A 23,270-nucleotide genomic window follows, 5' to 3' on the forward strand; every position below is an offset into this window, starting at 1 on the left:
TAGGCGCGGTGGTCGAGACCGGTCAGTCGGCGTCGCGGCGGTCGCCGAAGAGCATGCGGGCGAGCACGACGAGCATCACGACGAAGGCCGCGATGATCGGCAGGGGCGACCAGACCCAGCCGGCGGTGAAGCCGACGATGGGGGTCGCGACGATCGCGACGGTCCAGATCGCGGCGGTGTAGATGCCGAAGCGTGCCGCGGACGCGGGGTCTTCTTCGAACCGGTTGGGCGGCGTGCTCTCGTGGTGGTACCGGAGCACCCACGCCTTGTGCCGGTTCGTCTGCGTCGCGCCGAGGAAGCTCAGCACGCCGATTGCGGCGACGGCGGCCACGGCCGGCACGGCGATCCAGCCGAGCTCGAGATACAGGAGGACGACGGGGATGAGCGCGAGCGCGAGGAGCAGCACCCCGGTGGCGGCGCCGTAGCCCCAGGCTCGTGCGGCGGGCATCGGATGGTTGGTCGTCGTCTCCTGGCGGAGCGCGTCGCCGGTGACGAGCCCGAGCGCGATGCCGAAACCGAGGGCGAGCCCCACGAGCGCGCCGACCGGGAGCGGCAGCACGGGGGTCAGCCCGAGGACGAGCAGCACGAGCGCGGCCGCTCCAAGGATGGCGAGCAGCACGGTGCGCACCACGAACCCGGGCTTCGGTCGCACGCGCTGGACCGCCATCGCGAGCTGCGCGCGCTGACCGGATGACCCCGGTGTACGGGATGCCGCAGGCGCCGGGCTCGAGGCATCCGTGCCGCCGATGATCTCGTCGAGGTCGCCGAGCTCGGCGAACGCGCGCCTCGCGGCGTCGCCGGGGGCGACGCCGGCCGCTTCGAGCTCGGCCTGGCGGGAGAGCAGGCTGTCGCGCAGCTCCTCCTTCAGGTCTTGCAGATCGGGCGTGACCTCGACGCCGGCGAACGCCTCGTCGAGGAGGCGGTGGATGTCTCCGCCGCGGCGGGCGGGCTGGTCGGTGGTCATCGGTCGGAGCCTTTCGTGCTGCCGGGCGTGGTGCCCAGGAGGGAGTCGATGATGCCGCGGGTGGCGACCCAGGCGGCGACGTTCTGCGTGAACGCGGCGCGGCCCGCGTCGGTGATGCGGTAGTACTTGCGGCGGCCGCCCTGCGACTCGTCGCCCCAGTACGCCTCGGCGAGGCCGTCGCGCACGAGCCGGCGGTAGCTCGCGTAGAGCGTCGCCTCCTTGATCTCGTACGTGCCGCCCGTGGCGTCGCGGATGAGCTTGTAGATCTCGAAGCCGTAGCTGTCGTGGCGGCGGAGCACGCCGAGCACGATGGTGTCGGTGTGGCCGCGGAGGAGGTCGGCGGCGAACGCGTCGTCCGCCGCGGCATCCTTGTTCTGGATCATGAGAGGTACTGTACCAGATCAAGTAATGGTCCGCGCGGATGCCGCGCTCCGTGGTCCCCGCCGTGCAGGGGCGTTGTGGATAACTCCCGGGCGGCGCGACGGGTGCTCAGGAAGATGGAGGGCATGTCCGACCCCGTGCGCACCATCGCCGAGCGCGTGCGCACCAGGGTGCTCCGCGAGGGCGTCGATCTCGGCGGTGATGATTCGCTCGCCGTGCGGTACGCGCGCGAAGAAGTCCGACGCTACAACGAGCTCGCGCTCGGCGGCGTGCACGACGGCCTGCACGACGAGCTCGGCACCGAGCGCGACGTCGTCGCCGAGCTCACCGGGTACGGACCGCTCCAGCCGTTCTTCGACGACCCCGGCGTGGAGGAGATCTGGGTCAACGGCCCGACGCGGGTGTTCGTCGCCCGCAACGGCGTCGCAGAGCTCACGAACGTCGTGCTCGGCGAGCGGGAGCTCCGCGCACTCGTCGAGCGGATGCTGCAGCATTCCGGCCGTCGCGTCGATCTCTCGTCCCCGTTCGTGGATGCCTCGCTGCCCGACGGATCGCGACTCCACGTCGTCATCCCCGACGTGACCCGCCAATGGTCGGTCAACGTCCGCAAGTTCCAGCGCCGAATCCGAACCCTGCCGCGTCTCGTCGAACTCGGGTCGCTCAGCCGCGAGGCGGCGGAGTTCCTCCGGATGGCCGTGCTCGCCGGGGCCAACATCCTCGTCTCCGGGGCCACGCACACCGGCAAGACGACGATGCTGAACGCGCTCATGTCCAACAGTCGGCCGGGGGAGCGGGTGGTCACCGTCGAGGAGACCTTCGAGCTCGACCTCGACGTCCGCGACCTCGTCGCCATGCAGTGCCGGCAGCCGAGCCTCGAGGGCACGGGCGAGATCACACTGCGCCGGCTCATCAAGGAGTCGCTGCGCATGCGGCCCGACCGCCTGCTGGTCGGCGAGGTGCGCGAGGCCGAGAGTCTCGACCTGCTGATCGCCCTGAACTCCGGCGTGCCCGGCATGTGCACGATCCATGCAAACAGTGCGCGCGACGCGCTCGTGAAGCTCTGCACGCTGCCATTGCTCGCCGGTCGGAACATCGACTCCGCCTTCGTCGTTCCCACGGTGGCGAGCTGCATCGATCTCGTCGTGCATCTCTCGATCGATCGCGGCGGTGTCCGCCGGGTCGAGGAGATCTCGGTCACGACCGGGCGGGTCGTCGGAGGCGCCGTCGACGCCGAGGCCGTCTTCGAGCGCACGGGCGGCGAGCTCGTCGCGACGTCGGCGCGGCCCCCGCGGCTCCAGAAGCTCCGCGGCGCGGGGTTCGACCCCGAGATCGTGCTGAGCGCATGAGCATCGTCCTCGGTGCGCTGCTCGGCATCGGCCTCCTCCTCGTCGCCTCGCCGCTCCTCTGGCCCGACCGCGGTCTCCCACGCACCCGTCGAGCGGGGGCGGCATCGGTCCGCGACGAGCTCCAGCTCGCCGGCCTCGGCTCGGTGCCGATCGGAGTGGTCGCCGCCGTTGCCGGCCTGCTCGGGGTCATCGCCGCGGCGCTCGCGCAGGCCGTGTTCGGCCTGCCCGTGCTCACCGCCGTCGCAGGCGTGCTGGGGCTGGCGAGCGTGCCGGCCGCCGTGCACGCCCGCGCCATCCGTCGTCGCGCCGCCAACCGCGCGGTGTGGCCCGAGGTCGTCGATCACCTCGTCGCCGCCGTGCGCGCGGGCATGTCGCTGCCCGACGCGGTCGGTGCGCTCGGCACGCTCGGTCCAGTGGCCACGAGGGCACCGTTCGCCGCGTTCGACGCCGAGTACCGGCGCACCGGCAACTTCGGCGTAGCAGTCGATCGGTTGAAGGCGCGACTCGCCGACCCCGTGGCCGACCGCATCCTCGAGACCCTGCGCATGGCCCGCGAGGTCGGCGGGAGCGAGATCACCCAGGTGCTCCGCGGTCTCTCGGGATACCTCCGGGAAGACGCCGCCCTCCGAGCCGAGGTGCGGTCACGGCAGTCCTGGATCCGCAACGCGGCGCGGCTGGGCGTCGCGGCGCCGTGGCTGCTCCTGCTCGTCCTCGCCGCGAAGCCCGAGACCCTCCGGGCCTACGACTCGCCGATGGGGTCGGCGCTGCTCCTCACCGGACTCGTGCTCACCTTCGTCGCGTACCGGTCGATGATCGCGCTCGGTCGAATTCCCGAGGAGCGGCGGTGGTTCCAGTGACCGGCGTCTCAGGCCTCGCGATCGTCGCTGGCGCCGTCCTCGGACTCGGCCTCTGGCTGCTGGTCTCGGCCATGCCGCGCGTCGGCCGCCCGCGGCTCATGGAACGCGTGGCACCATACGTCGCCGATTTCTCCGACGGGGCTCGGGCGAGTCTGGAGCGGCGGGTCGTCGACCCCACACCGGTGCTCGGGCTCCTCGTGCTCCCCGCGGGCCGGCGACTCCGCGACGGACTGTCACAGCTCCTGGGCGGCAACGAGACCATCGCCCGACGCCTCCGGCAGGCTGGATCGACGAAACGCGTCGAACGGTTCCGCGCGGAGCAGCTCGCGTGGAGCGCGGCCGCGTTCGCCGTGGCGACCGCGCTGGTGCTCATCTCGCCGTCGCTTCAGGCGCTGCCGACAGTGATCCGGATGGTCGCTCCGGTCGTCGCCGCCGCGCTCGGGGCGGTCGCCGCCGACTGGCTGCTGCAGCGTGCCGCCCGCCGTCGTCTCGCCCGCATCTCGGCAGAGCTCCCGACCGTGCTCGAGTTCCTCACGCTGAGCCTCACGGCCGGAGAGGGCATCTTCGACGCGATCCGTCGGGTGGCGCGTGCCGGCTCGGGGGAGCTGCCCGCCGAGTTCGCGCGCGTCATCGCAGCCGTCGGCACCGGCGTGCCGGTGGCGTCCGCGCTGCGCGAGCTGCGCGACGCCCTCGCACACCCGGCGCTTTCGCGTGCGCTCGACCAGATCCTCGGCGCACTCGAGCGAGGCGCGCCGCTCGCCGGCGTGCTCGCTGCCCAGGCAGGCGACGCCCGCGAGGAGTCCAAGCGCACCATCATCGAGCTCGCCGGTCGCAAGGAGATCGCGATGCTCGTGCCGCTCATCTTCCTGATCCTGCCGGTGACCGTCGCGTTCGCACTGTTCCCCGGCTACCTCGTCCTGCAGACGGGCTTCTGACCCGTGACCGTCCCATCCGCTCCACCTCAGATCACCGAAGGGATCTCCCATGCGACGACTCCAGCAGCGACTCCTCGCCGCCTCCGTCCGCCTGCGCGACGAGCGAGGCGACGTGCCCGGCTGGGTGCTGATCACCCTCATGACGGCCGGACTCGTCATCCTGATCTGGGGACTCGCGGGCGATGCACTGACGAACGTGTTCGAGAGCGCGATGGAGCGCGTCATCGGCATGTGAGCCGGCTGCGGCTCGCCGACGAGCAGGGCTCGGCGGTCGCCGAGTTCTCCCTCGTCCTCGTGCTGCTCGCCGCGCTCCTGCTCGCGGTGCTCCAGCTCGCCCTCGCCTTGCACGTCAGGAACACGCTGCTCGATGCCGCAGCCGAAGGCGCGCGGTACGCCGCGCTCGCCGGCGCGAGCGACGGCGACGGAGTGCAGCGCACGCGTGAGCTCATCGCCGCGGCCGTCGCGGAGACGTACGCGGGCGACGTCACCGCGCGGCGCACGGCGATCGGCGACGTTCCCGTGGTCGCCGTGACCGTCCGCGCCACCATGCCCGTGATCGGCCTGTTCGGCCCGGAAGGCGCGATGGAGGTGACCGGACATGCGGCGCTCGAAGCCGTCGAGTGAGCGACGCTTCGGCGACGAGCGAGGGTCGGCGTCGCTGGAGTTCCTGACCGTGGGGCTCATCCTGCTCGTCCCGCTCGTGTACCTCGTGCTCGCGATCGCCTCCGTGCAGGCCGGCGCGCTCGCCGTCGAGGGTGCCGCGCGCCACGCGGCCCGGGTGGCGGTGCTCGCCGCGGATGACTCGGCCGCGCGCACGGCCGTCGACCGGGCCGTCCGGATCGCGCTCGAGGACTACGGCGTCGACGCCGGCCGGGCCTCCGTCGAGGTCACCTGCGATCCGGCCTCAGCCTGTACGCAGCCCGGCGCGCGCGTCCGAGTGGACGTCGACGCGGCCGTGGTGCTGCCGCTCGTGCCCGACGTCTTCGGCCTCGACCGGTTCGGCAGTGTGCAGGTCTCGGCCTCGGCCACCCAGACCGTGTCGAGATTCGCGGAGGGGCTCCGATGACGCGCAAGGCAGCGATGCGGATGCGGCACCGACCGACCTCCCGCTCCGACCGCGTCGCCGACGAGGAGGGCTCGACGCTGCCCCTCGTCATCTTCTTCGGCGTGCTCGCGATCGTGCTGATCGTGGTCGTCGTCGCCTCGACATCGCTCTACCTCGAGCGGAAGCGGCTGTTCACCGTCGCCGACGGCGCCGCGCTGGCGGCATCCGAAGTGTGGTCGCTCGAGACGGTCCGCGTCGACGGCGATGCGTTCGCATTCGACCTCGACGACGAGGCGGTGCATGATGCAGCGGCCGCCTACCTCGCCGATGCCGCGACGGAGCTCGACGACGTCGAGCTCGTGCACGCCGGCTCCACCGACGGGCGCACGGCCACCGTCACGCTCCGCACCGTCTGGCGGGTCCCGATCGCCAACGACCTGCTGCCGGTGGAGGTGCCGATCGAGGTGACGGCGACCGCCCGGTCGGTGTTCCACTGACCGCACCCCGCCGACGCGCCACGTCGCGGAAGCCGGCCCGGCACGAGACATCCGCTTGACTGGATGGATGACCGAACTGAACGCCGACCAGCGCCGCCTCCTCGATCCGCCGAACTACGGCATGCTCGCTACGATCCGCCCCAACGGCACCGCCCAGGTCAACGCCATGTGGTTCGAGCTCATCGACGGCACGCTGCGCTTCACCCACACCACCAAGCGCGGCAAGTACCGCAACCTGCAGCAGAACCCCAACATGACCCTCGCCGTGCTCGACCCCGACGACCCCTTCCACTACACCGAGGTCGTCGGCCGCCTCACCGAGACCATCCCCGACCCCGAGGGCGAGTTCTACGTGCGCCTCGGCCGCCGATACGGCAACGCCGAGCAGGAGGCGCCCGCCGACAAGGCCGACCGCGTCATCCTCGTCATGAGCATCGACAAGGTCCACACCCACTGACGTAGGCGCTCGCCGCCCGGGGGAAGGCCTCGGGCGGCGAGCCGCTGAGCACACAGACGGGATGCCCCGCCCCAACGTTCCACCGCCCCTGGTCGTTTGCAGAAGTAGACGGGAACGACCGACAGGTCGACGAGCGAGGGAGCGGTCGCATGAGCGCGCAGCACGGCACGGCACACCAGGCGAGGCGGCGCCCGGCGCCCCTCGCGGCACTGACGGCACTCGCCGCGCTCGCGCTCGCCGGGTGCGCGCAGCTCGGCATCGTGATCCCGCATGCGGCGCCCGACGGACCCGATGCGGAGCCGGCGCCGGCGGTCGACTGCCGCACCGAGGGCTACTGGCCCGACGGCCAGCTCGCGACGCCCCGCCCCGGCGAGCCCGAGATCCCGACGCCCGGCCGGGTGCCCGACGGGTTCGAGGCAGTCGCGGCGCTCCGCTGCACGACCGACTTCCCGGAACCCGGCGACCCCGTCGAGGAGCACAATATCTTCGTCGAGCGCTTCGAGGGCGACCTCGACCCGCTCCTCACCGCACTCGCCGGACCCGACGACGAGGCATCGGGTGACGTGTTCTGCCCCGCCGACCTCGAGCTCGTGCCGCCGCTCTGGCTCGAGGCATCCGACGGCACGCTCATCCCGGTGCACTACCCGCGCACCGTGTGCGGCAAGACGAAGCCCGGCGTGCACGAGGCGCTCGACCGGCTCGAGATCGTCGAGCGCACCGTCATCGAGGAAGACGCAACGCGGTAGCAGCCGCGTCGGCGAGCCCGACCCTCAGCGCCGCCGCTGATGCGGCACGTACCGCGGCACCCACCGCCACAGCATCGCGGCGCCGACGAGGCCGAGCACGCCGATCACGACGTTCGCCGCCATGATCGACACGATCGACGTGATGGCCGAGATCGCGAGCGGTGCCCCCGCGCTGCCGACATCGGCGATCGTGCGGAACGCGCCGAGGAACGGCGCCGGGTTCTGCTTCGGCGCGAGATCGGCGCCGAGGGTCATGATGATGCCGCTCGTCACCCCGTTCGCAAGGCCCAGCCACACCGCGAGCACCGTGAACCACGCCGCCGCCTCGGGCAGGTCGTGCGTGAACGCCAGCGCGATATGCCCCACCGCCATGCCGACGAGGCCCGGGATCGCGCTCCACAACCGGCCGAAGCGGTCCATGATCTGGCCGCTCACGTAGAACATCGCGAAGTCGAGCGTGCCCGAGATGCCGATCACGATCGCCGCCTGCTCCGGCGGCATGCCGATCGACACCGACCACAGCGGCAGCACCACCGTGCGGCTCGCGCGGAGCGCGGCGAGCAGCCCCACCCCGGTGCCGATGCGGGCGAGCACGCCGCGGTGATCGCGGATCGCCCGGAACACGCTCGCCGACGACTCCTGCGCCGCCTCCGCCTCGCCTGCGGTGAGCGGCCGGCCCGAGGCATCCGTCACCGGAGCAGCAGACACGGATGCCTCGCGCGCGACCCGCGCCGCACCGAACACCCGCTCGGGGTCGGGCAGCAGCACGAGCACGCCCACGACCGCGAACGAGGCGGCCACCAGCACCCAGAAGACGGCCTCGTTCGACCCCGTCCACGCGATGATCGCGGCCGCGACGAACGGGCCGACGGCCCACCCCGCACGGAACACGCCGCCGAGCGTCGACAGCGCCCTGGCGCGCACCCGCACCGGGGCGTAGCTCGTGAGGAACGCGTGCCGTGCGAGGCCGAACACCGCCGCCGCGAGCCCCAGGAGCACGACGCCGACACCGAGCGCCCAGACCTCCTGCACGCCGAGGGCGAGCAGCACGCCGATGACCGCGAGCATCGCCGCACCGATCATCGCGGGCCGCTCGCCGATGCGCGCCACGACCCACCCTGCGGGCAGGTCGCCGAGCAGCTCGCCGACCATGACCAGCGCCGCCACGAGCCCCGCGAGCGCCAGCGACGCACCGCGGTCCGTCGCGACCAGCGGGATCACGGGGATCATCGCGCCCTCGCCGATCGAGAACACGAGCGTCGGCAGGTACACCGGGAGGATGATCGAGCGCCAGGAGAAGGGGGAGGGCGCGGCGGAACTCATCGCTTCGACGCTACACCCGCCCGCGCGGGCCCCCGATCCCGCACGACTAGGCTGGACGGGACATGTTGGATCAAGACTTCACGCAGGCGCTCCAGGCCCTGCGCTCCACGTTCCGCGACATCCGCGCCGTCGTCGACGTCGACGCCCTCGAAGCCGAGGTGGCCCGCCTCTCCGAGGCCGCCGGCGCCCCCGACCTCTGGGACGACGCCGCGCGCGCGCAGAAGGTCACGAGCGAGCTCAGCCACCGCCAGGCCGAGCTCAAGCGCATCACCGAGGTCGAGCAGCGGCTCGACGACCTCGAGGTGCTCGTCGAGCTCGCGAACGAGGCCGATGACGACGAGGCATCCGACGAGGCCCGCGCCGAGCTCGCCGCGCTCACCAAGACCATCGGCGACCTCGAGGTGCAGACCCTGCTCGACGGCGAATACGACGAGCGCGGCGCGGTCGTCACCATCCGCTCGGGCGCCGGCGGCGACGACGCCACCGACTTCGCCGAGATGCTCATGCGCATGTACCTGCGCTGGGCCGAACGCCACGACTACCCGGTGAAGGTGCTCGACACCTCCTACGCCGAAGGCGCCGGCATCAAGTCGGCCACGTTCGAGATCGACGCGCCGTACCTCTACGGCACCCTCTCGGTCGAGGCCGGCACGCACCGCCTCGCCCGCATCAGCCCCTTCGGCGGCGCCGACAAGCGGCAGACCAGCTTCGCGGCCGTCGAGGTCATCCCGATCATGGAGGAGGCGCAGGAGGTCGAGATCCCCGAGACCGACATCCGCGTCGACGTCTTCCGCTCGTCGGGCCCCGGCGGCCAGTCGGTGAACACCACCGACTCCGCCGTGCGCATCACCCACCTTCCGACCGGCATCGTCGTCTCGATGCAGAACGAGAAGAGCCAGATCCAGAACCGCGCCGCCGCCATGCGCGTGCTGCAGACCCGGCTCCTCCTGCAGAAGCGCGAAGAGGAGGCCGCCCAGAAGAAGGAGCTCGCCGGCACCATCACCGCGAGCTGGGGCGACCAGATGCGCTCGTACTTCCTCTACGGCCAGCAACTCGTCAAAGACCTCCGCACCGGCTACGAGGTGGGCAACCCCGCGACCGTGTTCGACGGCGACCTCGACGGGCTCATCGCCGCCGGCATCCGGTGGCGTAAGCGCAAGGACGACGACTAGCCCCGCGGCGGGGGGTGTCGCTCCGCTGAATCGCCGCGAGGCTGCTTAGGCTCGAACCCGATGATCCGCTTCGACTCCGTGACCAAGACCTACCCGGGTCAGGCCAGGCCCGCCCTCGACGCCATCGCCGTGGAGATCCTCCGCGGCGAGTTCGTGTTCCTTGTCGGCGCCTCGGGCTCCGGCAAGTCGAGCTTCCTCCGGCTCATCCTCAAAGAGGAGAAGCCGACGAAGGGGCAGATCCACGTCCTCGGGCAAGACCTCGGCACGATCTCCAGCCGCAAGATCCCGTACTTCCGCCGCAGCCTCGGCGTCGTCTTCCAGGACTTCCGGCTGCTCCCGAACAAGTCGGTCTACGACAACGTCGCGTTCACGCTGCGGGTCATCGGCAAGTCGCGAGGGTACATCCAGTCGGCCGTGCCGGAGACCCTGAAGCTCGTCGGCCTCGAGGGCAAGGAGCGGCGGATGCCGCACGAGCTCTCGGGCGGTGAGCAGCAGCGCGTCGCGATCGCGCGTGCCATCGTGAACAAGCCGCAGATCCTCCTCGCCGACGAGCCGACGGGCAACCTCGACCCGGTCACGAGCGCCGGCATCATGACCCTCCTCGAGCGCATCAACGCGGGCGGCACCACCGTCGTCATGGCCACGCACGAGGCCGGCATCGTCGACCAGATGCAGCGCCGCGTCATCGAGCTGTCGGCCGGTCAGATCGTGCGCGACGAGCGCGACGCCGGCTACGACGGGCAGACCGTGCGCGACGTCGAGTACGAGCCGGTCACCGAGAGCGCGTCGCCCTACGGCGCGGCCCGCCGGCCCACCGAGACGGATGCCTCGCCCGCCACGGATGTCCCCGCCGAGGCGGCGCCCGTGACCGCCGTCGCGCCCAAGGTGACCCCGGAGATCATGCGCGACGCCGCCCCCCTCTATGTCGAACCCGAGGCCACCGACGAGGTGACCGAGGCGGCCGCCGAGATCACCGCGGCCGCGACCGGGCAGATCCAGCTCGACCGCGACCAGCTGAAACCCGGCGCGAAACCCGGCGGCGAGCCATCCGAACATCTCACCCTCGCCGAGCGGCTGGGGCTGCGCGCGCCCGGCGGCCCGCGCAAGGACGACACCGACCAGGAAGTGGGGCCGACGTCATGAGGGCCGGGCTCGTGCTCGCCGAAGCCGCGAACGGTCTGCGGCGCAACGCCTCGATGGTCGTGTCGGTCGTGCTCGTCACGTTCATCTCGCTCACCTTCGTCGGCACCGCCGCGCTCATGCAGCTGCAGATCGGTCAGATGAAGGGCTACTGGTACGACCGGGCGCAGGTCGCCGTGTACCTGTGCACCGACGTGTCGACGGCCGCCGGCTGCACCGACGGTGAGGCGACCAAGGAGCAGAAGGCGGCCGTCGAGGCCCAGCTGGCCTCCGACACGTTGAAGCCGTACATCGACGAGTTCACCTTCGAAGACCACGAGCAGGCGTACGCGAACTTCCAGGAGCAGTTCGAGGGCACCCCGGCCGCCGACTACGTCACGCCCGAGGTGCTGAACGAGACGTTCTGGGTGAACCTCGTCGACCCGTCGGAGTCCGACGTCATCGCCGAGGCGCTCGCGGGTCTCGCTGGCGTCGAGCAGGTCGTCGACCAGCGCCGGTACCTTGACCAGATCTTCGACGTGCTGAACGCGGCGAGCTTCACGGCCATCGCCATCGCGGCGATCATGCTCGTCGCCGCAGCCCTGCTCATCGCCACGACCATCCGGCTCTCCGCGTTCTCGCGCCGGCGCGAGCTCGGCATCATGCGACTCGTCGGTGCGTCGAACCGGTTCATCCAGACGCCGTTCGTGCTCGAGGGCGTGTTCGCCGGGCTCATCGGGTCGCTGCTCGCGGGCGCCGCGGTCGTCGCGATCGTGCAGTTCTTCGTGCAGGGCTACCTCGCGCAGACCCTGTCGTTCACCTTCGTCGACCTCGGCGAGGCGTGGCTCGTGGTGCCGCTGCTCATCCTCGTCGGCGTGCTGCTCGCCGCCGTGTCGGCGGGCATCGCGATCCGCCGCTACCTGCGCGTGTAGCGCCGAGGCGCCGTTCGTCGGCTAGACTGAACGGCTGCTCGGGCGTCACGCCGGGGCATCCGTCATCGCATCGGCCCCGACGAAGACGACACCAGCGAGAGGAGCGAGCCGTGCCCAGGGAACGCGGTCAGAAGGTCGTCGCGACCAACCGCAAGGCGCGGCACGACTACACCATCGAGGACACCTACGAGGCCGGCATCGTGCTCTCGGGCACCGAGGTGAAGTCGCTCCGCGAGGGACGCGCGTCGCTCGTCGACGGGTACGCCTTCATCGACGGCGGCGAGATGTGGCTCGACGCGGTGCACATCCCCGAGTACACCGAGGGTACGTGGAACAACCACGCCCCGAGGCGCAAGCGCAAGCTCCTGCTGCACAAGCAGGAGATCATCAAGATCAGCCACCGCACGAAAGACGGCGGCTACACGCTGATCCCGCTGTCGATCTACTTCAACGACGGCCGGGCGAAGGTCGAGCTCGCGGTCGCGAAGGGCAAGCGCGAGTACGACAAGCGGCAGGCGCTGCGCGAGCGGCAGGATCGCCGCGAGGCCGATCGGGCGATGGCGAGCCGGCGGCACCTGGGGGAGTAGGCACCCCGGCACGCGTCAGGGATGCTCCCGGCCCACCCTCGCCGGCCCGAGGTAGGCTCGGCCGGGTGGAGATCTCGACCCGCATCCCGGTGCCAGGCACGTTCAACTTCCGCGACGTCGGCGGACTGCCCGCGCTCGGCGGCACCGTGCGCGACGGCGTGCTCTTCCGCTCCGACGGGCTCCACCGGCTCGGCGACGAGGGACGGGCCGCGCTCGGCCGGCTCGGCGTCGGCGTCGTCATCGACCTCCGCGACGACAACGAGGCGCAGATCATGCCCGACGACCTCGACGGGCTCGACGTCGAGGTGCGGCGCCTTCCCGTCTTCGAGGGCTCCGGTGCGTCGCAGGGGGCGGCGGGCATCACGCTCGAGGCGCTGTACACGCGCATCGTGACCCAGCACTCCGGCATCGTCGTGAGCGCCGTGCGCGAGATCGCCTCGGCTCGCGACCGGTCGGTCGTCGTGCACTGCACGGCAGGCAAAGACCGCACCGGCGTCGTCGTCGCGCTGACGCTCCTCGGGGTCGGCGTCGACCGCGACGCCGTCGTCGAAGACTACGCGCGCACCGAGGCGAACCTCGCCGGACCCTGGCTCGAGGAGATGGTCGGACTCGTCGGGCGGTACGGCGTGCCCGACACCCCCGAGCTCCGCGTGCTCATGGGCGGAAGCCCGCGCGGCGCGATCGAGTCGGCCATCGACCTCATCGAACGCGAGCACGGGTCGACGAGGGAGTACCTGCTCGCCTCCGGGCTCGCGCTCGACGAGCTGTCGGCGCTCGAACGGCTGCTCGTCTCCGGCGACTGACCGGGGCGCCGGCTCGGCCGCGGCCCAGCGGGCGACGCCTCCCCGCGGGCGACGCCTCCCCGCGGGCGACGCCGCGTGGCTGACGACGCTCAGCGGCCGGCTGCGCTCACCCCTTCGCCTCCGCGGCGAACCGGGCATCGACCCGGGCCTCGATGACGAGATCCGCCGGCGCGAACTCCGTGGTCGGCGCACCGCCAGGGGCCCCGCCGAAGGCCGCCGGCGCCGCCATCCGCGCCATCGCGGCCATCGGTGCGGCCTGCGCGGCCGACAGCATGCCGTGGTCGGCGAGCTCCACGGGCACCGGGCGCGAGGCGCCGAGCGCATCGGCGTAGACGGAGGCCTTGGCGACGGCGTCCTCCACGGCCGCGCGCTGCGCTCGCTCGCGCACCACCGCGAGTGTGGCATCCGTCAGCCGCCAGTCGACACCGTTCACCGTCAAGAAGTCGCGCGCCCCGGCGTCGGCCAGCCACTCGCCGACGCGATCGAGATCCTGGAACACGACCTGCACGTCGGCCCGCACCTCGTGCACGAGCGGGAGCCGGCGGCCCTCGGTGTTCCACGGGCGGTGCGACCACACCCGCAACTGCTCGGCCGACCAGCGCTGCAGCAGGCCGTCGGTTTCGAGGGCGCGCAGCTCGGCGAGCAGCTGTTCGTGCGCGGCCGCGGTGTCGCGGAGCACCCGGTCGCGCTCGGGGCCGGAGCCGCCGACGCCGATGAACACCGCCGCGAGCTCGGGCGCGACGCGCTCCTCGGCGCGGCCGGTGACGGAGATCAGGGTGCTCACGGGTCCTCCTCGGATCGGGAATGGCGCGCCGCCCGCGCCTGTTCTAGACTGTAAGGCCGCGCACTCCACATTCGGTGAGCGCGGGTTGGCAATTCCACAGTGTGCGACGACGGCCCGCCGACGTCCTGTCGAACGACAGCGACTCGGTGACCCATGGGGATGATCGGTTTCGACATCGCCTGCGAAACCGCGAGAAGCGGGCCGAGGATGCAGGGTTATCTCGTGAACGCTCCCTGCGAACCAATAACTGCCAATCAGAAGCAGTCCGACTTCGCTCTCGCTGCGTAAGCAGAGTTGAAAGTCCGTCAGCCCGGGTTCGTTCCCGCCCCGGTTGCTGGCGTCATCTAGGGAACTCGCTGCGCACCGTCGCCTGAGCGGTGTGCGGGACTTTCTTCAGGCTGGGCCTGTCGACTCGGTTGCCTGTGGCAAGGGTCGGGGCCGATGAGAACGCCACACAGGATGCGCCCGGAGAAGGCGCGGAATCACAGCGATGGACGGGGGTTCGATTCCCCCCATCTCCACCATCGGCCGTCGTCGCACACGGATCCCGAACGGGCGGTCCGGCTTTCGAGCCGGGCCGCCCGTTCGCGCTTCCGGGGATGCTTCGCATCCGTGGCGGGTCAGAACCGGTTGCCGAGCGCCTTGGCCTTCAGCGCCTCGTACTCGCCATCCGTGATGACGCCTTGGTCGCGCAGCCCCTTCGCCTTCGCGATCTCGTCGCTCGGGCTCGCGAACGACACCGAGCGGATGTACTCGTCGGTGTCCTCCTTGAACTCCTGCTGCTGGCGCACCGAGCGTTCCGCCATGCCGCGCCCGCGAGCGATCAGGTAGACGAGGCCCGTGAGGAAGGGCACGAAGACGAGGAAGACGATCCACACCGCCTTCCACCAGCCGTTCAGTTCACGGTCGCGGAACAGGTCGATGACGATCGAGATGAGCACCCAGAGGTACGCGACGTACGCGAACATCCAGAGGAAGAACCAGAACCAATCCCAGAAACTGCTCCACAGCTCCATTGACGGCCCCCTCCCATCGGGCGGGGGCGGTGCGTCCCCGCGATGGTGCCACCGTACCGCGCGTGACCGGCCTCAGTCGGTGAAGGCGCTCCGGCAGTACTCGCAGTCGCCCTCATCGCAGAACCAGGTCTCGGGCCGGTGCTCGTCCATCGGTGCACATCCTCCATCGGACACGTCGTGCGGGTCGCCGCGTCGGCGGTGATCAGGCGATCCTGCCACGACGCACTCGCGCCCGGCATCGCCATGACGGTGAACCGTCGTGTGCACGCTGTGCACGATGGCGAATGCCGGGCGCGAGGCATCCGTGGTGTCGGGTCAGTACGCGGCGCCCTGCAGGGTGCCGGTGACAGGGCCCGCCGGGTCGTAGATCACGCAGGCGACCTCGCGGTCGTCGAGCTGCTCCCAACTCTGCTGCGTGGGCCGGTAGGAATAGAAGTCGAGCGTCGAGACGTCGTAGGCGATGCCGGCGAACGCCTCGAACTGCGCGAGGCATCCCTCGTCGGAGAGCTGCTGGATCTGGTCCTCGCCGGGGAATTCGTCGCCCGTGAGCTGGTGGGTGCCGTACACCTCGTCGTCGTGGGGCTGGTCGCAGGGCACGACGGGCACCTCGCTGACCTCGCCCTCGTCGACGCTCGAGAGGCAGTCGCCCACGCGCAGCGTGAACACGTCGAGGTTGCCCTCCTCGACGACCTCCTGGGTGGTGTCGTCGCGCTCGGCCTGCGGCTTGGGCATGAACTGCTCGAGGATGGCCGTGCACCCGGCGAGCGGGATGACGGCGGCCAGCGCGAGCGCGGCGATCGCGGTGCGCAGGGAGCGGCGGGCGGGGGATGACACGGGTTGCCTCCAGGCTCGTGGGCTCCGGCGCGCGGGACGACGGCCCGATTGGCGGGCCGGCGACCGGAGGGGATGCCGTCAGCCTATGGGTTCGCTGTGAGGCGCGGAAGAGCGAAACGCGAGAGCTCGGCGTGTCGCGGGCCCGGTCCATGCGGGCGCATCGGTTCTCGGCCGGCGCGCTGTCTGGATCGGTCGCGGCGCTACGCGGCGGCGGGCCGCTCTGCGCCCGCAGCCGCGCGCAGCAGGTCGGCCGCGAGGGCGACCGCGGGGTGCGTGCGCATCGCGCGCTTGACCTTGAGCATGATGCGGCGGCGGAGCGCGGCGTCGTCGACCGGCACGGCTACCAGGCCGTCTGGCACACGGTGCGCCCCGAGTGCGGGCACGACCGTGACGCCGAGGCCCGCGGCGACGAAGTCGAACGCCGACGGGTAGTCGGGCGCGGCGACGCGGAAGGCGGGGGAGAACCCGTGCGCCGCGCACGAGGCGAGCAGGATGTCGCGGCACGGCCCCTGGGCGTGATCGTTGTCGATCCACGATTCTCGGGCGAGCTCGGCCATCGTGACGGCCGGGCGCCCGGCGAGTGGATGCGTGTCGGCGACGACGGCGCGGTAGCCCTCGGTGCGCAGATGCTCGACGTCGTAGCCGTCGACGGCTCCCTCGGCGACGGCCGGATCCCGGTCGGCGCGGACGGACTCGGCGACGTACACCTCGAGGTCGAGGTCGACGGCGCGGGGGCCGCGGAGCTCGGCGATGCTGAACTCGACGTGGAGCCCGGGGAACTCTTCGCCGAGCCGTGAGACGATCGCCGGCATCCATGCCCGGTTCGCCGATTGGAAGCAGCCGATGCGCAGTGTGCCGCTCCGCCCTGCACGGAGATCGTCGGCGAGGCGGTCGAGATCGGCGAGCTGGTCGAGGACACGCGCCGCGCGGTCTGCGACCGCGATGCCGGCGGCCGTCGGGCGGATGCCTCGTCCGTGGCGCTCCATCAGCACGAGGCCGGTCTCGCGCTGCAGGGCGCTGACGTGCTGACTGACGGCCGACGGGGTGTACCCGAGGCGCGCGGCTGCGCCGTTGACGGAGCCGCTCTGCACGACGGCGCGGAACACCCGGAGGCGCTGGGGATCGACCATGGGACGAGCGTACAGAGCTGCTGAACGAATCGATAGAACCGTTCGCTTGTCTTGAATGATCGGATGCTCCACGCTGGAGCCATGCGCTCGGAACCAGCAGCCCTCACTCGCACGCCCCCGGCCGGAGCGCCGGCTCCTCGGCTCGACTGGAGGGTGGCCACCGCGATGGGCATCGTGCTGGTCCTCTGGGCGTCGGCGTTCATCGCCATCCGGGCGATCGGCGACGACATCACGCCCGGCGCACTCGCGCTCGGCCGCCAGCTCGTCGGCGCGGTCGTGCTCGTCGCCATCGCCGCCTGGCGCCGGCCGCCGCTGCCCCGCGGACGCGGGCTCGCGCTCGTCGCGCTCTACGGGCTGCTCTGGTTCGCCGGCTACACGCTCGTGCTGAATCTCGCCGAACGTCACCTCGACGCGGGCACGACCGCGATGCTCGTGAACATCGCCCCGCTCCTCGTCGCCCTCGTCGCGGGCGTCGTCCTGCGCGAAGGGTTCCCGAAGCCGCTCATGATCGGCATCGGCGTCGCGTTCGCGGGCGTCGTGCTCATCGCCTCCGGCGGCGTCGGACCGCACAGCGATCCGCTCGGCATCGCGCTCGGGCTGCTCGCTGCCGTGCTCTACGCCTCGGGCGTGCTCGTGCAGAAGGTCGCCCTCCGCACGACCGACGCGCTCGGCGCCACCTGGGTCGGCTGCGTCGTCGGCGCGATCGCGCTGCTGCCGTTCCTGCCCGAACTCATGCAGATCGGGGAGGCGCCGCCCTCGGCTATCCTCGCGACGGCATACCTCGGCGTCTTCCCGACCGCCATCGCGTTCATCCTCTGGGCGTACGTGCTCCAGCGGAGCCCGGCGGGAACGACCGCCGCGGCCACCCTCGCGGTGCCCGCGATCGTCGTGCTCTTCTCCTGGCTGCTGCTCGGCGAACTGCCCACCCTGCTCGGCCTCATCGGCGGCGTACTCTGCCTCGCGGGTGTCGCCTGGAGCCGGCGCCCCGACCCGCGACGCGCCGCCCGTCAGGAGCCGGCGCGTCAGCGCGCGGCGGGTGAGTAGCCGGCGCGTCAGTAGCCGGCGCCGGCGAGCGAGCCGGTGACCGTGTCGGACGGGTTCCAGACGACGCACGCGACGCGGCGGTCGCCGCTCGACCACGCGGCCTCGTCGGGGTGGAACGTGTAGACCTCGAGCACCGACTCCGCGAACGGGATGCCGATGAAGGCCGCGAACCGGTCGAGGCAGCCGGCCCGTGCCGCGCCCTCGACGGCCGAGTCGCCGGGGAAGGCGCCGTCCGCCAGATCGAAGACCGCGTACACCTCGTCGTCGTGCTCCTCGTCGCAGGAGACGATCGTCTCGGGCCCGGGCACGGCGTCCTTCCGAGCGTCCAGACACATCCCGAGCTCGGGTTCGAAGGGCGCGGGCGACCGCACCGCGGCGCGCTCCTCGGCGCCGGCCGCGGTCGGCGACGGCGTGCCCGCCGTCGCGCTCGCCGGCGGCGTCGTCGCGGACGCCCCGTCGCTCGGTGTCGGGGCGCCGGTGGCGCCGGAGCATCCGGTGAGGGTGACCGCGGCGAGCAGCAGGACGCCCGCGAGGCGGATGCGACGAGACGCGGTGCCCGTCGTCTCGCGCTCCTGGGACGAGCGCACGGTCAGCTCTGCTCGCCCTCGCCGAGCGCAGCGAGCACCGAGTCGTGCAGTCGCCCGTTCGTCGCGAGCGCGCTGCCGTGGCCCGCTCCCGCCCGTCCGTCGATCGCGGTGAACCGTCCGCCGGCCTCCTCGACGATGGGGATGAGGGCCGCGAGATCGTACACCTTCACGTCGAACTCGCCCGTGATGTCGATGAGGCCCTCGGCGAGCAGCATGTACGACCACAGGTCGCCGTAGGCGCGGTCGCGCCAGACGCCTTCGGAGAGCCGCAGCAGCCGGTCGAGGTATCCGGCGTCGCGCCACTGCGCGAGGCTCTGGAAGCTGAGCGAGGCGTCGCGGAGCTCCGTCACCGCAGACACCCGGATGCCTCGCGGCTCGGCGCCCGGGGCATCCGTGGTCCACGCGCCCGCGCCGCGTGCCGCCCACCAGCGCCGACCGAGTGCGGGCGAGGACGCGACGCCCAGCACCGGCTCGCCGTCGATCGCGAGGGCGATGAGCGTGCCCCACACCGGCACGCCGCGAAGGAAGTTCGCCGTGCCGTCGATCGGGTCGATGATCCACTGGCGTCGCCCGGTGCCCTCCGTGCCGAACTCCTCGCCCAGGACGCCGTCACTCGGGCGGGCCGCCGCGAGCTGCTCGCGGATCGCACGCTCGACGGCGAGGTCGGCCTCGGTCACCGGGGTGCGGTCAGGCTTGGTCGACACCTCGAGGTCGACGGCGCGGAACCGGCCGAGCGAGATCTCGTCGGCGCGGTCGGCGAGCTGGAGGGCCAGGGCGAGGTCGTCGGCGAGGGAGGGGCCGCCGGCGGAGATGAGAGAGTCGGTGGTCACCGGTTCAGGCTAGCCGAGGGGCCGAGACGGGCTCGGGGCCGTCTCGAAGCGCCCGACGGCCCCGTCGACCCGCACGGACGCGCTCGATTGGCGCAACCCCGCCTCGACCTGATAACGTGGTCCCTCGGTTCGGGGTGTTCGAAACCCGGCCGAAATGCACCTCTAGCTCAATCGGCAGAGCAACTGACTCTTAATCAGTGGGTTCAGGGTTCAAGTCCCTGGGGGTGCACCAGAGAAGCCCCGGCGAGGAATCGCCGGGGCTTCGTTCGTTCCGGGCCTCGCGCCCGTCTCGCTGCCGCCGGACGCGCCGTCCCGCGGGCGGTTCAGTCGTCCACTCCGCGCGCCGCGAGCGCCTCGCCCATCGCGTCGGCGGTCTGCAGGGCGCGAACGACCACGGGCACCGCGACGGCTCGGAGCGACGACTCGGCGCCGCGCGCCTTCCGCGCCTCGAGCACGGCGCGGACGATCTCGTGCATGAGCGGCACGGCGCGGATCGTCATCGCGAGCACGAGGCCGACGCGGTCGGCGTCGACGCGCGAGCCGAATGGGCGGAGGCCGCGCTGCACCGCATCCAGGATCTCCGAGACCTGAGTGGTGAGGGTGAGCAGCGCCGCGAGGGCGACGCAGACGAGCACGCGCAGCGCCATCGTGAGCGCCGGCTCCCACCCCTGGATCAGCCAGTTGATCACGCCGGCGACGAGCACCAGCCACAGCACGGGCAGCACCTGCGCGGCCGCGAGGCGGGGCGGGATGCCGCCGACGGCGAACAGGAGCACGGTGACCCCCGCCGCGCCGAGGAGCCACGGCCAGCCCGGGAGGAGCGCAACGACGAGCACCGCGACCGCGAGTCCGGCGAGCTTCCACCCGGCGGCCGCCCGGTGCAGCGGCGACCGCCCGGGAGCGACGAGGCCGATCACGAGCGTCCTGGGGCTCCGGCGCCGACGAGTTGGCGGTAGGCCGCGAGCGACTCGGCCGGCGGACCGTCGGCGACGATCCGGCCGGCCTCGACGACGAGCACCCGGTCGAAGCCCTCGAGGGACTCCAGCCGGTGCGTGACGAGCACGAGCTGCTGGTCGAGCGCCGCGAAGTGGCGTTCGACGAGGGCCGAGTTCCTGGCATCCAGCAGCGTCGTCGGCTCGTCGGCGACGACGATCGCGGGCTCGGCGACGAGGACCGCCGCGAGGGCGAGCAACTGCTTCTGCCCGCCCGAGAGCCGGTGCGCCGGCCGGTCGGCGAGGTCGCGGAGCCCGAACCGATCGAGCGCCCGCTCCACGCGCGCCGCGGCGACCTCCGGCGGCAGGCGCAATCGACGCAGCGAGAACGCGACGTCTTCGCGGACGGTGGGCATCACGATCTGGTGATCGGGGTTCGTGAACACGAACCCCACCCGCCGCCGCACCTCACGCCCTTGCTTCGCGACGTCGAGGCCCTCGACGAGGACTCGCCCGGCCGAGGGCGAGAGGAGCCCGTTCACCAGCCGGACGAGCGTCGACTTGCCCGACCCGTTCGCCCCGACCACGCCGATGCGCCGCTCGGTGAGGCGCAGGTCGATGCCCTCGAGCACCGGCCGGTCGTCGTAGCGGTGCGCGACGCCCTCGAAGACGATCTCCGGCATCAGGCGCGGCGCTCCACCTCGTCGACGGATGCCTCGGCCGCAGCGTCGCCCGTGAGCGACCGGCGGCGCCACGGCCACTCGCGCGGCGCGATGAGTCCCGGCCATGCGCGGTGCACCCCGGCCGCGACCGCGGCGGCGAGCACGGCCTTCACCACGTCGCCGGGCAGGAACGGCAGCGCACCCACCAGGAACGCCTGACCGAACGGCAGGCCGGTCGCCGCCATGAGCCACGGCAGCCCGACGAGGTAGACGACGACGATGCCGCCGGCGGCGGTCGCGAGGAGCAGCGGCCAGAAGTGCAGTCGCGGCGCGAGCCGTGCCGCGAGCCAGCCGATCACGAACGCCCCGGGCACGAAGCCCACGAGGAAGCCGCCGGTCGGGCCGGCGAGGACGCCCAGACCGGCCGCACCGCCCGCGAGGATGGGCAGGCCGGCGAGGCCCAGCACGGCGTAGACGAGGACGGCGAGCGCGCCCTTCCGTGCGCCGAGGATCGCTCCCGCGAGCATCACCCCGAGCGTCTGCAGGGTGATCGGCACGCCCACGCCGACCGGGATGGCGCCCGGAAGCGTGAGGCCGGCGATGAGCGCGGCGAAGACGGCGATCTGGGCGAGGTCGCGGGCGGTGTGCCGGGCGGCGGCGGGCGCGGATGCGGTCGTCATGGTTCCCCTGTTCGGTCGAGGCTCGGCGGTGCGGCCGGTCGGGCGGTGTGCCCGGGCATCACGCTACGAACGAGGGGGAGGGGCGTTCTCGAGGTCGCCCTACAAGATTCGGGCGGAGAGTTTGGAGGCGAGCGGTCGCCGACCGGTCAGGCGGCGGCTTCGAGCTCGACGCGTTCGATCGACGGCACGGATGTCTCGGCGTCGGCGTCGTCGCGGACCGGCTCGGCCCACACGACGAGCGGAGCGGGGCTCCAGGCGAGGGCCATCGACTCCTCGCCCTCGGGTACCACGACGGCGACGGTCTCGCGTTCGTCGAGGATAACGCGGGTGAGGTCGGCCGCGATCTGGTGGGTCACGACGGCGTCGAAGATTCGGTCGGTGTCGCCGGGGGTGCGGCGGACGAGGGCCCACTGGCCGTTCGGGCCGATGAACTCGGAGAGCTTGGCGTTCAGGAGCTCGAAGATGTGCTCGCCGCGCAGGTCGGCGGCCGACGCGCGAGGCGCCGGGGTGACGTGGGCGGCCTCGGCGGACTGCTTCGCACGGCGGCGCCAGCGGCGGAACATCGGTGGCCCCTCTCAGGTCTGGGTCGGGCGGCTCATGCCCGTGTCCCAAGTCTCGTGCACGGCCGCGGCGGCACGCCAACTGACACGCCGTCGGCGGCGCATGCGTTCGCGACGGGATGCCGCGGACGTCAGGAGAGGAGCTCGCCGTCCTTCGCCTCTTCGGCGACGGTCCCGATCGCGATCGCCAGACTCGCGGCCCACGAGATCCACATGAGCAGCAGCCGCCAGTCGCGGGGGCCGGCGGCCGTGGCGCGGACCACGCCGATGCCGCTGAAGATCGCACTGACCACGGCTCCGCTGAACAGGTACTTGCGCATGACGCCACGCTACCCGCTCGCGCCGACGGGCTGGGAGTCATCCGTGAATCTGACCGATCGGGCAGGATCTGACCGATCGGTCAACTAGCGTCGGAGCATGCCCACCGACCTCCATGCGACGTCGCGCGTGCGCGCCGCCGACGAGTTGAAGCACGTCGCGCTCGAACAGTTCGCCTCTGCGGGGTTCGCAGCCACGTCGCTGCAGACGATCGCCGACCACGCCGGGTACTCCAAGTCGAGCGTGCTCTACCACTACGCCTCCAAGGAGGCGCTGCTCGAGGCCGCCATCGAACCGGCCGTGGCCGAGTTCGAGCACGTGCTCGACGACTACCTCGCCGGGCGCGGCAGCGGTCGCCGGCGGCTGCTGGTCGATCGCGTCGTCGACCTGCTGCTCGCCCACCGCGAGGCCGTGCACGTGTTCCTCATCCAGGGGCAGAGCCTCGCGGATCTGCCGATCATCGCCCGCGCGAACGCGGCCGTGCGCCGGCTCGCCCGCACCATCGGCGAAGAGCGCGAGTCGGTCGCCGACCAGGTGCGCTTCGGCATCGCGCTCGGCGGCGCGGCCTTCCTGCTCACGGCCGGGCGCAGCTTCGCCGACGCCGACACGCTGCCCGACGACGAGGCGCTGCGCGACGCCCTCCGCTCGGTGCTCGCCGACCTGCTCGCGCCGTCGCGCCGCCCGGCACCCGGCAGCTCCACCACGCCCGACCACGACTGAGAGAGACAT

General features: G+C 72.0%; 30 protein-coding genes, 1 tRNA gene and 1 other RNA gene. 18 read left to right on the forward strand and 14 right to left on the reverse strand.

The window, feature by feature from the left end; genetic code table 11:
• Nucleotides 1–22: 22 nt before the first annotated feature.
• Nucleotides 23–964, reverse strand: a complete 942-nt coding sequence (locus ABIQ69_RS06500) for a permease prefix domain 1-containing protein (protein WP_350349556.1) — start codon at nucleotides 962–964, stop codon at nucleotides 23–25.
• Nucleotides 961–1,347 carry a PadR family transcriptional regulator gene (locus ABIQ69_RS06505; RefSeq protein ID WP_350349557.1) on the reverse strand — a complete coding sequence of 129 codons (387 nt, stop codon included), beginning with the start codon at nucleotides 1,345–1,347 and terminating at the stop codon, nucleotides 961–963. The genes ABIQ69_RS06500 and ABIQ69_RS06505 overlap by 4 nt, the downstream gene beginning before the upstream one ends.
• A 123-nt stretch (nucleotides 1,348–1,470) precedes the next feature.
• Here ABIQ69_RS06505 and ABIQ69_RS06510 point away from each other — a divergent pair, with 123 nt between their 5' ends.
• The 9 genes from ABIQ69_RS06510 to ABIQ69_RS06550 all read left to right on the forward strand — a co-directional run bounded on the left by ABIQ69_RS06510 (nucleotide 1,471) and on the right by ABIQ69_RS06550 (nucleotide 7,228).
• Entirely contained in the window at nucleotides 1,471–2,691 is a 1,221-nt protein-coding gene (locus tag ABIQ69_RS06510; RefSeq protein ID WP_350349558.1) for an ATPase, T2SS/T4P/T4SS family, read from the forward strand.
• The gene (locus ABIQ69_RS06515) at nucleotides 2,688–3,548 is read left to right on the forward strand and encodes a type II secretion system F family protein (protein WP_350349559.1); all 861 of its coding nucleotides are present in this window, start codon (nucleotides 2,688–2,690) and stop codon (nucleotides 3,546–3,548) included. Before ABIQ69_RS06510 ends, ABIQ69_RS06515 begins: the two co-directional genes overlap by 4 nt.
• Nucleotides 3,536–4,483 (forward strand): type II secretion system F family protein, encoded by a 948-nt coding sequence (locus tag ABIQ69_RS06520; protein ID WP_350349560.1) that lies wholly within the window; start codon nucleotides 3,536–3,538, stop codon nucleotides 4,481–4,483. Before ABIQ69_RS06515 ends, ABIQ69_RS06520 begins: the two co-directional genes overlap by 13 nt.
• A gap of 49 nt (nucleotides 4,484–4,532) precedes the next feature.
• The gene (locus tag ABIQ69_RS06525; protein ID WP_350349561.1) at nucleotides 4,533–4,718 is read left to right on the forward strand and encodes a hypothetical protein; all 186 of its coding nucleotides are present in this window, start codon (nucleotides 4,533–4,535) and stop codon (nucleotides 4,716–4,718) included.
• Nucleotides 4,715–5,107, forward strand: coding sequence for a TadE/TadG family type IV pilus assembly protein (locus tag ABIQ69_RS06530; protein WP_350349562.1), 393 nt, complete (start codon nucleotides 4,715–4,717; stop codon nucleotides 5,105–5,107). The genes ABIQ69_RS06525 and ABIQ69_RS06530 overlap by 4 nt, the downstream gene beginning before the upstream one ends.
• The gene (locus tag ABIQ69_RS06535) at nucleotides 5,082–5,549 is read left to right on the forward strand and encodes a hypothetical protein (RefSeq protein ID WP_350349563.1); all 468 of its coding nucleotides are present in this window, start codon (nucleotides 5,082–5,084) and stop codon (nucleotides 5,547–5,549) included. Before ABIQ69_RS06530 ends, ABIQ69_RS06535 begins: the two co-directional genes overlap by 26 nt.
• A complete protein-coding gene (locus ABIQ69_RS06540) occupies nucleotides 5,546–6,025 on the forward strand; it encodes a pilus assembly protein TadG-related protein (protein WP_350349564.1) in 480 nt (159 codons plus the stop codon). Before ABIQ69_RS06535 ends, ABIQ69_RS06540 begins: the two co-directional genes overlap by 4 nt.
• A 67-nt stretch (nucleotides 6,026–6,092) precedes the next feature.
• Nucleotides 6,093–6,482, forward strand: coding sequence for a PPOX class F420-dependent oxidoreductase (locus ABIQ69_RS06545; protein WP_350349565.1), 390 nt, complete (start codon nucleotides 6,093–6,095; stop codon nucleotides 6,480–6,482).
• Nucleotides 6,483–6,631: 149 nt separating this feature from the next.
• A complete protein-coding gene (locus ABIQ69_RS06550; protein WP_350349566.1) occupies nucleotides 6,632–7,228 on the forward strand; it encodes a hypothetical protein in 597 nt (198 codons plus the stop codon).
• Between the two features lie 24 nt (nucleotides 7,229–7,252).
• Here ABIQ69_RS06550 and ABIQ69_RS06555 read toward each other — a convergent pair whose 3' ends face one another.
• Nucleotides 7,253–8,551 (reverse strand): MFS transporter, encoded by a 1,299-nt coding sequence (locus tag ABIQ69_RS06555; protein ID WP_350349567.1) that lies wholly within the window; start codon nucleotides 8,549–8,551, stop codon nucleotides 7,253–7,255.
• Nucleotides 8,552–8,613: 62 nt separating this feature from the next.
• On the opposite strand from ABIQ69_RS06555, the gene prfB reads away from it, so the two are divergent.
• The 5 genes from prfB (at nucleotide 8,614) to ABIQ69_RS06580 (ending at nucleotide 13,164) form a co-directional block, all read left to right on the forward strand.
• The gene (prfB, locus tag ABIQ69_RS06560) at nucleotides 8,614–9,723 is read left to right on the forward strand and encodes a peptide chain release factor 2 (protein WP_350349568.1); all 1,110 of its coding nucleotides are present in this window, start codon (nucleotides 8,614–8,616) and stop codon (nucleotides 9,721–9,723) included.
• Between the two features lie 60 nt (nucleotides 9,724–9,783).
• On the forward strand, nucleotides 9,784–10,866 hold the full coding sequence (gene ftsE, locus ABIQ69_RS06565; RefSeq protein WP_350349569.1) for a cell division ATP-binding protein FtsE: 1,083 nt from the start codon (nucleotides 9,784–9,786) through the stop codon (nucleotides 10,864–10,866).
• Nucleotides 10,863–11,774: a permease-like cell division protein FtsX gene (ftsX, locus tag ABIQ69_RS06570; RefSeq protein WP_350349570.1), complete on the forward strand. Its 912-nt coding sequence runs from the start codon at nucleotides 10,863–10,865 to the stop codon at nucleotides 11,772–11,774. The genes ftsE and ftsX overlap by 4 nt, the downstream gene beginning before the upstream one ends.
• A gap of 110 nt (nucleotides 11,775–11,884) precedes the next feature.
• Nucleotides 11,885–12,361, forward strand: a complete 477-nt coding sequence (gene smpB, locus ABIQ69_RS06575) for an SsrA-binding protein SmpB (RefSeq protein WP_350349571.1) — start codon at nucleotides 11,885–11,887, stop codon at nucleotides 12,359–12,361.
• A 65-nt stretch (nucleotides 12,362–12,426) separates the two neighbouring features.
• A complete protein-coding gene (locus tag ABIQ69_RS06580; protein ID WP_350349572.1) occupies nucleotides 12,427–13,164 on the forward strand; it encodes a tyrosine-protein phosphatase in 738 nt (245 codons plus the stop codon).
• Between the two features lie 106 nt (nucleotides 13,165–13,270).
• On the opposite strand, the gene ABIQ69_RS06585 is transcribed toward ABIQ69_RS06580, so the two are convergent.
• Complete coding sequence (locus tag ABIQ69_RS06585) at nucleotides 13,271–13,948, reverse strand: SIMPL domain-containing protein (RefSeq protein ID WP_350349573.1); 678 nt, start codon at nucleotides 13,946–13,948, stop codon at nucleotides 13,271–13,273.
• Nucleotides 13,949–14,103: 155 nt separating this feature from the next.
• On the opposite strand from ABIQ69_RS06585, the gene ssrA reads away from it, so the two are divergent.
• Nucleotides 14,104–14,472: a transfer-messenger RNA gene (gene ssrA, locus ABIQ69_RS06590) on the forward strand.
• A gap of 96 nt (nucleotides 14,473–14,568) precedes the next feature.
• Here ssrA and ABIQ69_RS06595 read toward each other — a convergent pair.
• The 3 genes from ABIQ69_RS06595 to ABIQ69_RS06605 all read right to left on the reverse strand — a co-directional run bounded on the left by ABIQ69_RS06595 (nucleotide 14,569) and on the right by ABIQ69_RS06605 (nucleotide 16,928).
• A complete protein-coding gene (locus tag ABIQ69_RS06595; protein ID WP_350349574.1) occupies nucleotides 14,569–14,964 on the reverse strand; it encodes an SHOCT domain-containing protein in 396 nt (131 codons plus the stop codon).
• A 315-nt stretch (nucleotides 14,965–15,279) separates the two neighbouring features.
• Nucleotides 15,280–15,798: a septum formation family protein gene (locus tag ABIQ69_RS06600; protein ID WP_350349575.1), complete on the reverse strand. Its 519-nt coding sequence runs from the start codon at nucleotides 15,796–15,798 to the stop codon at nucleotides 15,280–15,282.
• A 200-nt stretch (nucleotides 15,799–15,998) separates the two neighbouring features.
• Nucleotides 15,999–16,928 carry a LysR family transcriptional regulator gene (locus ABIQ69_RS06605; RefSeq protein ID WP_350349576.1) on the reverse strand — a complete coding sequence of 310 codons (930 nt, stop codon included), beginning with the start codon at nucleotides 16,926–16,928 and terminating at the stop codon, nucleotides 15,999–16,001.
• A gap of 153 nt (nucleotides 16,929–17,081) precedes the next feature.
• Here ABIQ69_RS06605 and ABIQ69_RS06610 point away from each other — a divergent pair, with 153 nt between their 5' ends.
• Nucleotides 17,082–17,972, forward strand: a complete 891-nt coding sequence (locus tag ABIQ69_RS06610; protein WP_350349577.1) for a DMT family transporter — start codon at nucleotides 17,082–17,084, stop codon at nucleotides 17,970–17,972.
• An 8-nt stretch (nucleotides 17,973–17,980) separates the two neighbouring features.
• On the opposite strand, the gene ABIQ69_RS06615 is transcribed toward ABIQ69_RS06610, so the two are convergent.
• On the reverse strand, nucleotides 17,981–18,559 hold the full coding sequence (locus ABIQ69_RS06615; protein ID WP_350349578.1) for a septum formation family protein: 579 nt from the start codon (nucleotides 18,557–18,559) through the stop codon (nucleotides 17,981–17,983).
• A 2-nt stretch (nucleotides 18,560–18,561) separates the two neighbouring features.
• Nucleotides 18,562–19,389, reverse strand: a complete 828-nt coding sequence (hisN, locus tag ABIQ69_RS06620; protein ID WP_350349579.1) for a histidinol-phosphatase — start codon at nucleotides 19,387–19,389, stop codon at nucleotides 18,562–18,564.
• Between the two features lie 156 nt (nucleotides 19,390–19,545).
• Here hisN and ABIQ69_RS06625 point away from each other — a divergent pair.
• Nucleotides 19,546–19,621 (forward strand) — tRNA-Lys (locus ABIQ69_RS06625).
• Between the two features lie 91 nt (nucleotides 19,622–19,712).
• Here the strand turns inward: ABIQ69_RS06625 and ABIQ69_RS06630 are convergent.
• From ABIQ69_RS06630 to ABIQ69_RS06650, 5 genes are all read right to left on the reverse strand, one after another.
• Nucleotides 19,713–20,306 carry a CbiQ family ECF transporter T component gene (locus tag ABIQ69_RS06630; protein ID WP_350349580.1) on the reverse strand — a complete coding sequence of 198 codons (594 nt, stop codon included), beginning with the start codon at nucleotides 20,304–20,306 and terminating at the stop codon, nucleotides 19,713–19,715.
• Nucleotides 20,303–21,004 (reverse strand): ABC transporter ATP-binding protein, encoded by a 702-nt coding sequence (locus tag ABIQ69_RS06635; RefSeq protein WP_350349581.1) that lies wholly within the window; start codon nucleotides 21,002–21,004, stop codon nucleotides 20,303–20,305. The genes ABIQ69_RS06630 and ABIQ69_RS06635 overlap by 4 nt, the downstream gene beginning before the upstream one ends.
• A complete protein-coding gene (locus ABIQ69_RS06640; RefSeq protein WP_350349582.1) occupies nucleotides 21,004–21,663 on the reverse strand; it encodes a biotin transporter BioY in 660 nt (219 codons plus the stop codon). The genes ABIQ69_RS06635 and ABIQ69_RS06640 overlap by 1 nt, the downstream gene beginning before the upstream one ends.
• 146 nt (nucleotides 21,664–21,809) lie before the next feature.
• Nucleotides 21,810–22,226, reverse strand: a complete 417-nt coding sequence (locus tag ABIQ69_RS06645) for a hypothetical protein (protein ID WP_350349583.1) — start codon at nucleotides 22,224–22,226, stop codon at nucleotides 21,810–21,812.
• Between the two features lie 128 nt (nucleotides 22,227–22,354).
• Nucleotides 22,355–22,543: a hypothetical protein gene (locus tag ABIQ69_RS06650; RefSeq protein WP_350349584.1), complete on the reverse strand. Its 189-nt coding sequence runs from the start codon at nucleotides 22,541–22,543 to the stop codon at nucleotides 22,355–22,357.
• A 97-nt stretch (nucleotides 22,544–22,640) separates the two neighbouring features.
• Here ABIQ69_RS06650 and ABIQ69_RS06655 point away from each other — a divergent pair, with 97 nt between their 5' ends.
• A complete protein-coding gene (locus ABIQ69_RS06655; RefSeq protein WP_350349585.1) occupies nucleotides 22,641–23,261 on the forward strand; it encodes a TetR/AcrR family transcriptional regulator in 621 nt (206 codons plus the stop codon).
• Nucleotides 23,262–23,270 lie beyond the last annotated feature (9 nt).

Source organism: Agromyces sp. G08B096 (assembly GCF_040267705.1).
Taxonomy (GTDB): Bacteria; Actinomycetota; Actinomycetes; order Actinomycetales; family Microbacteriaceae; genus Agromyces.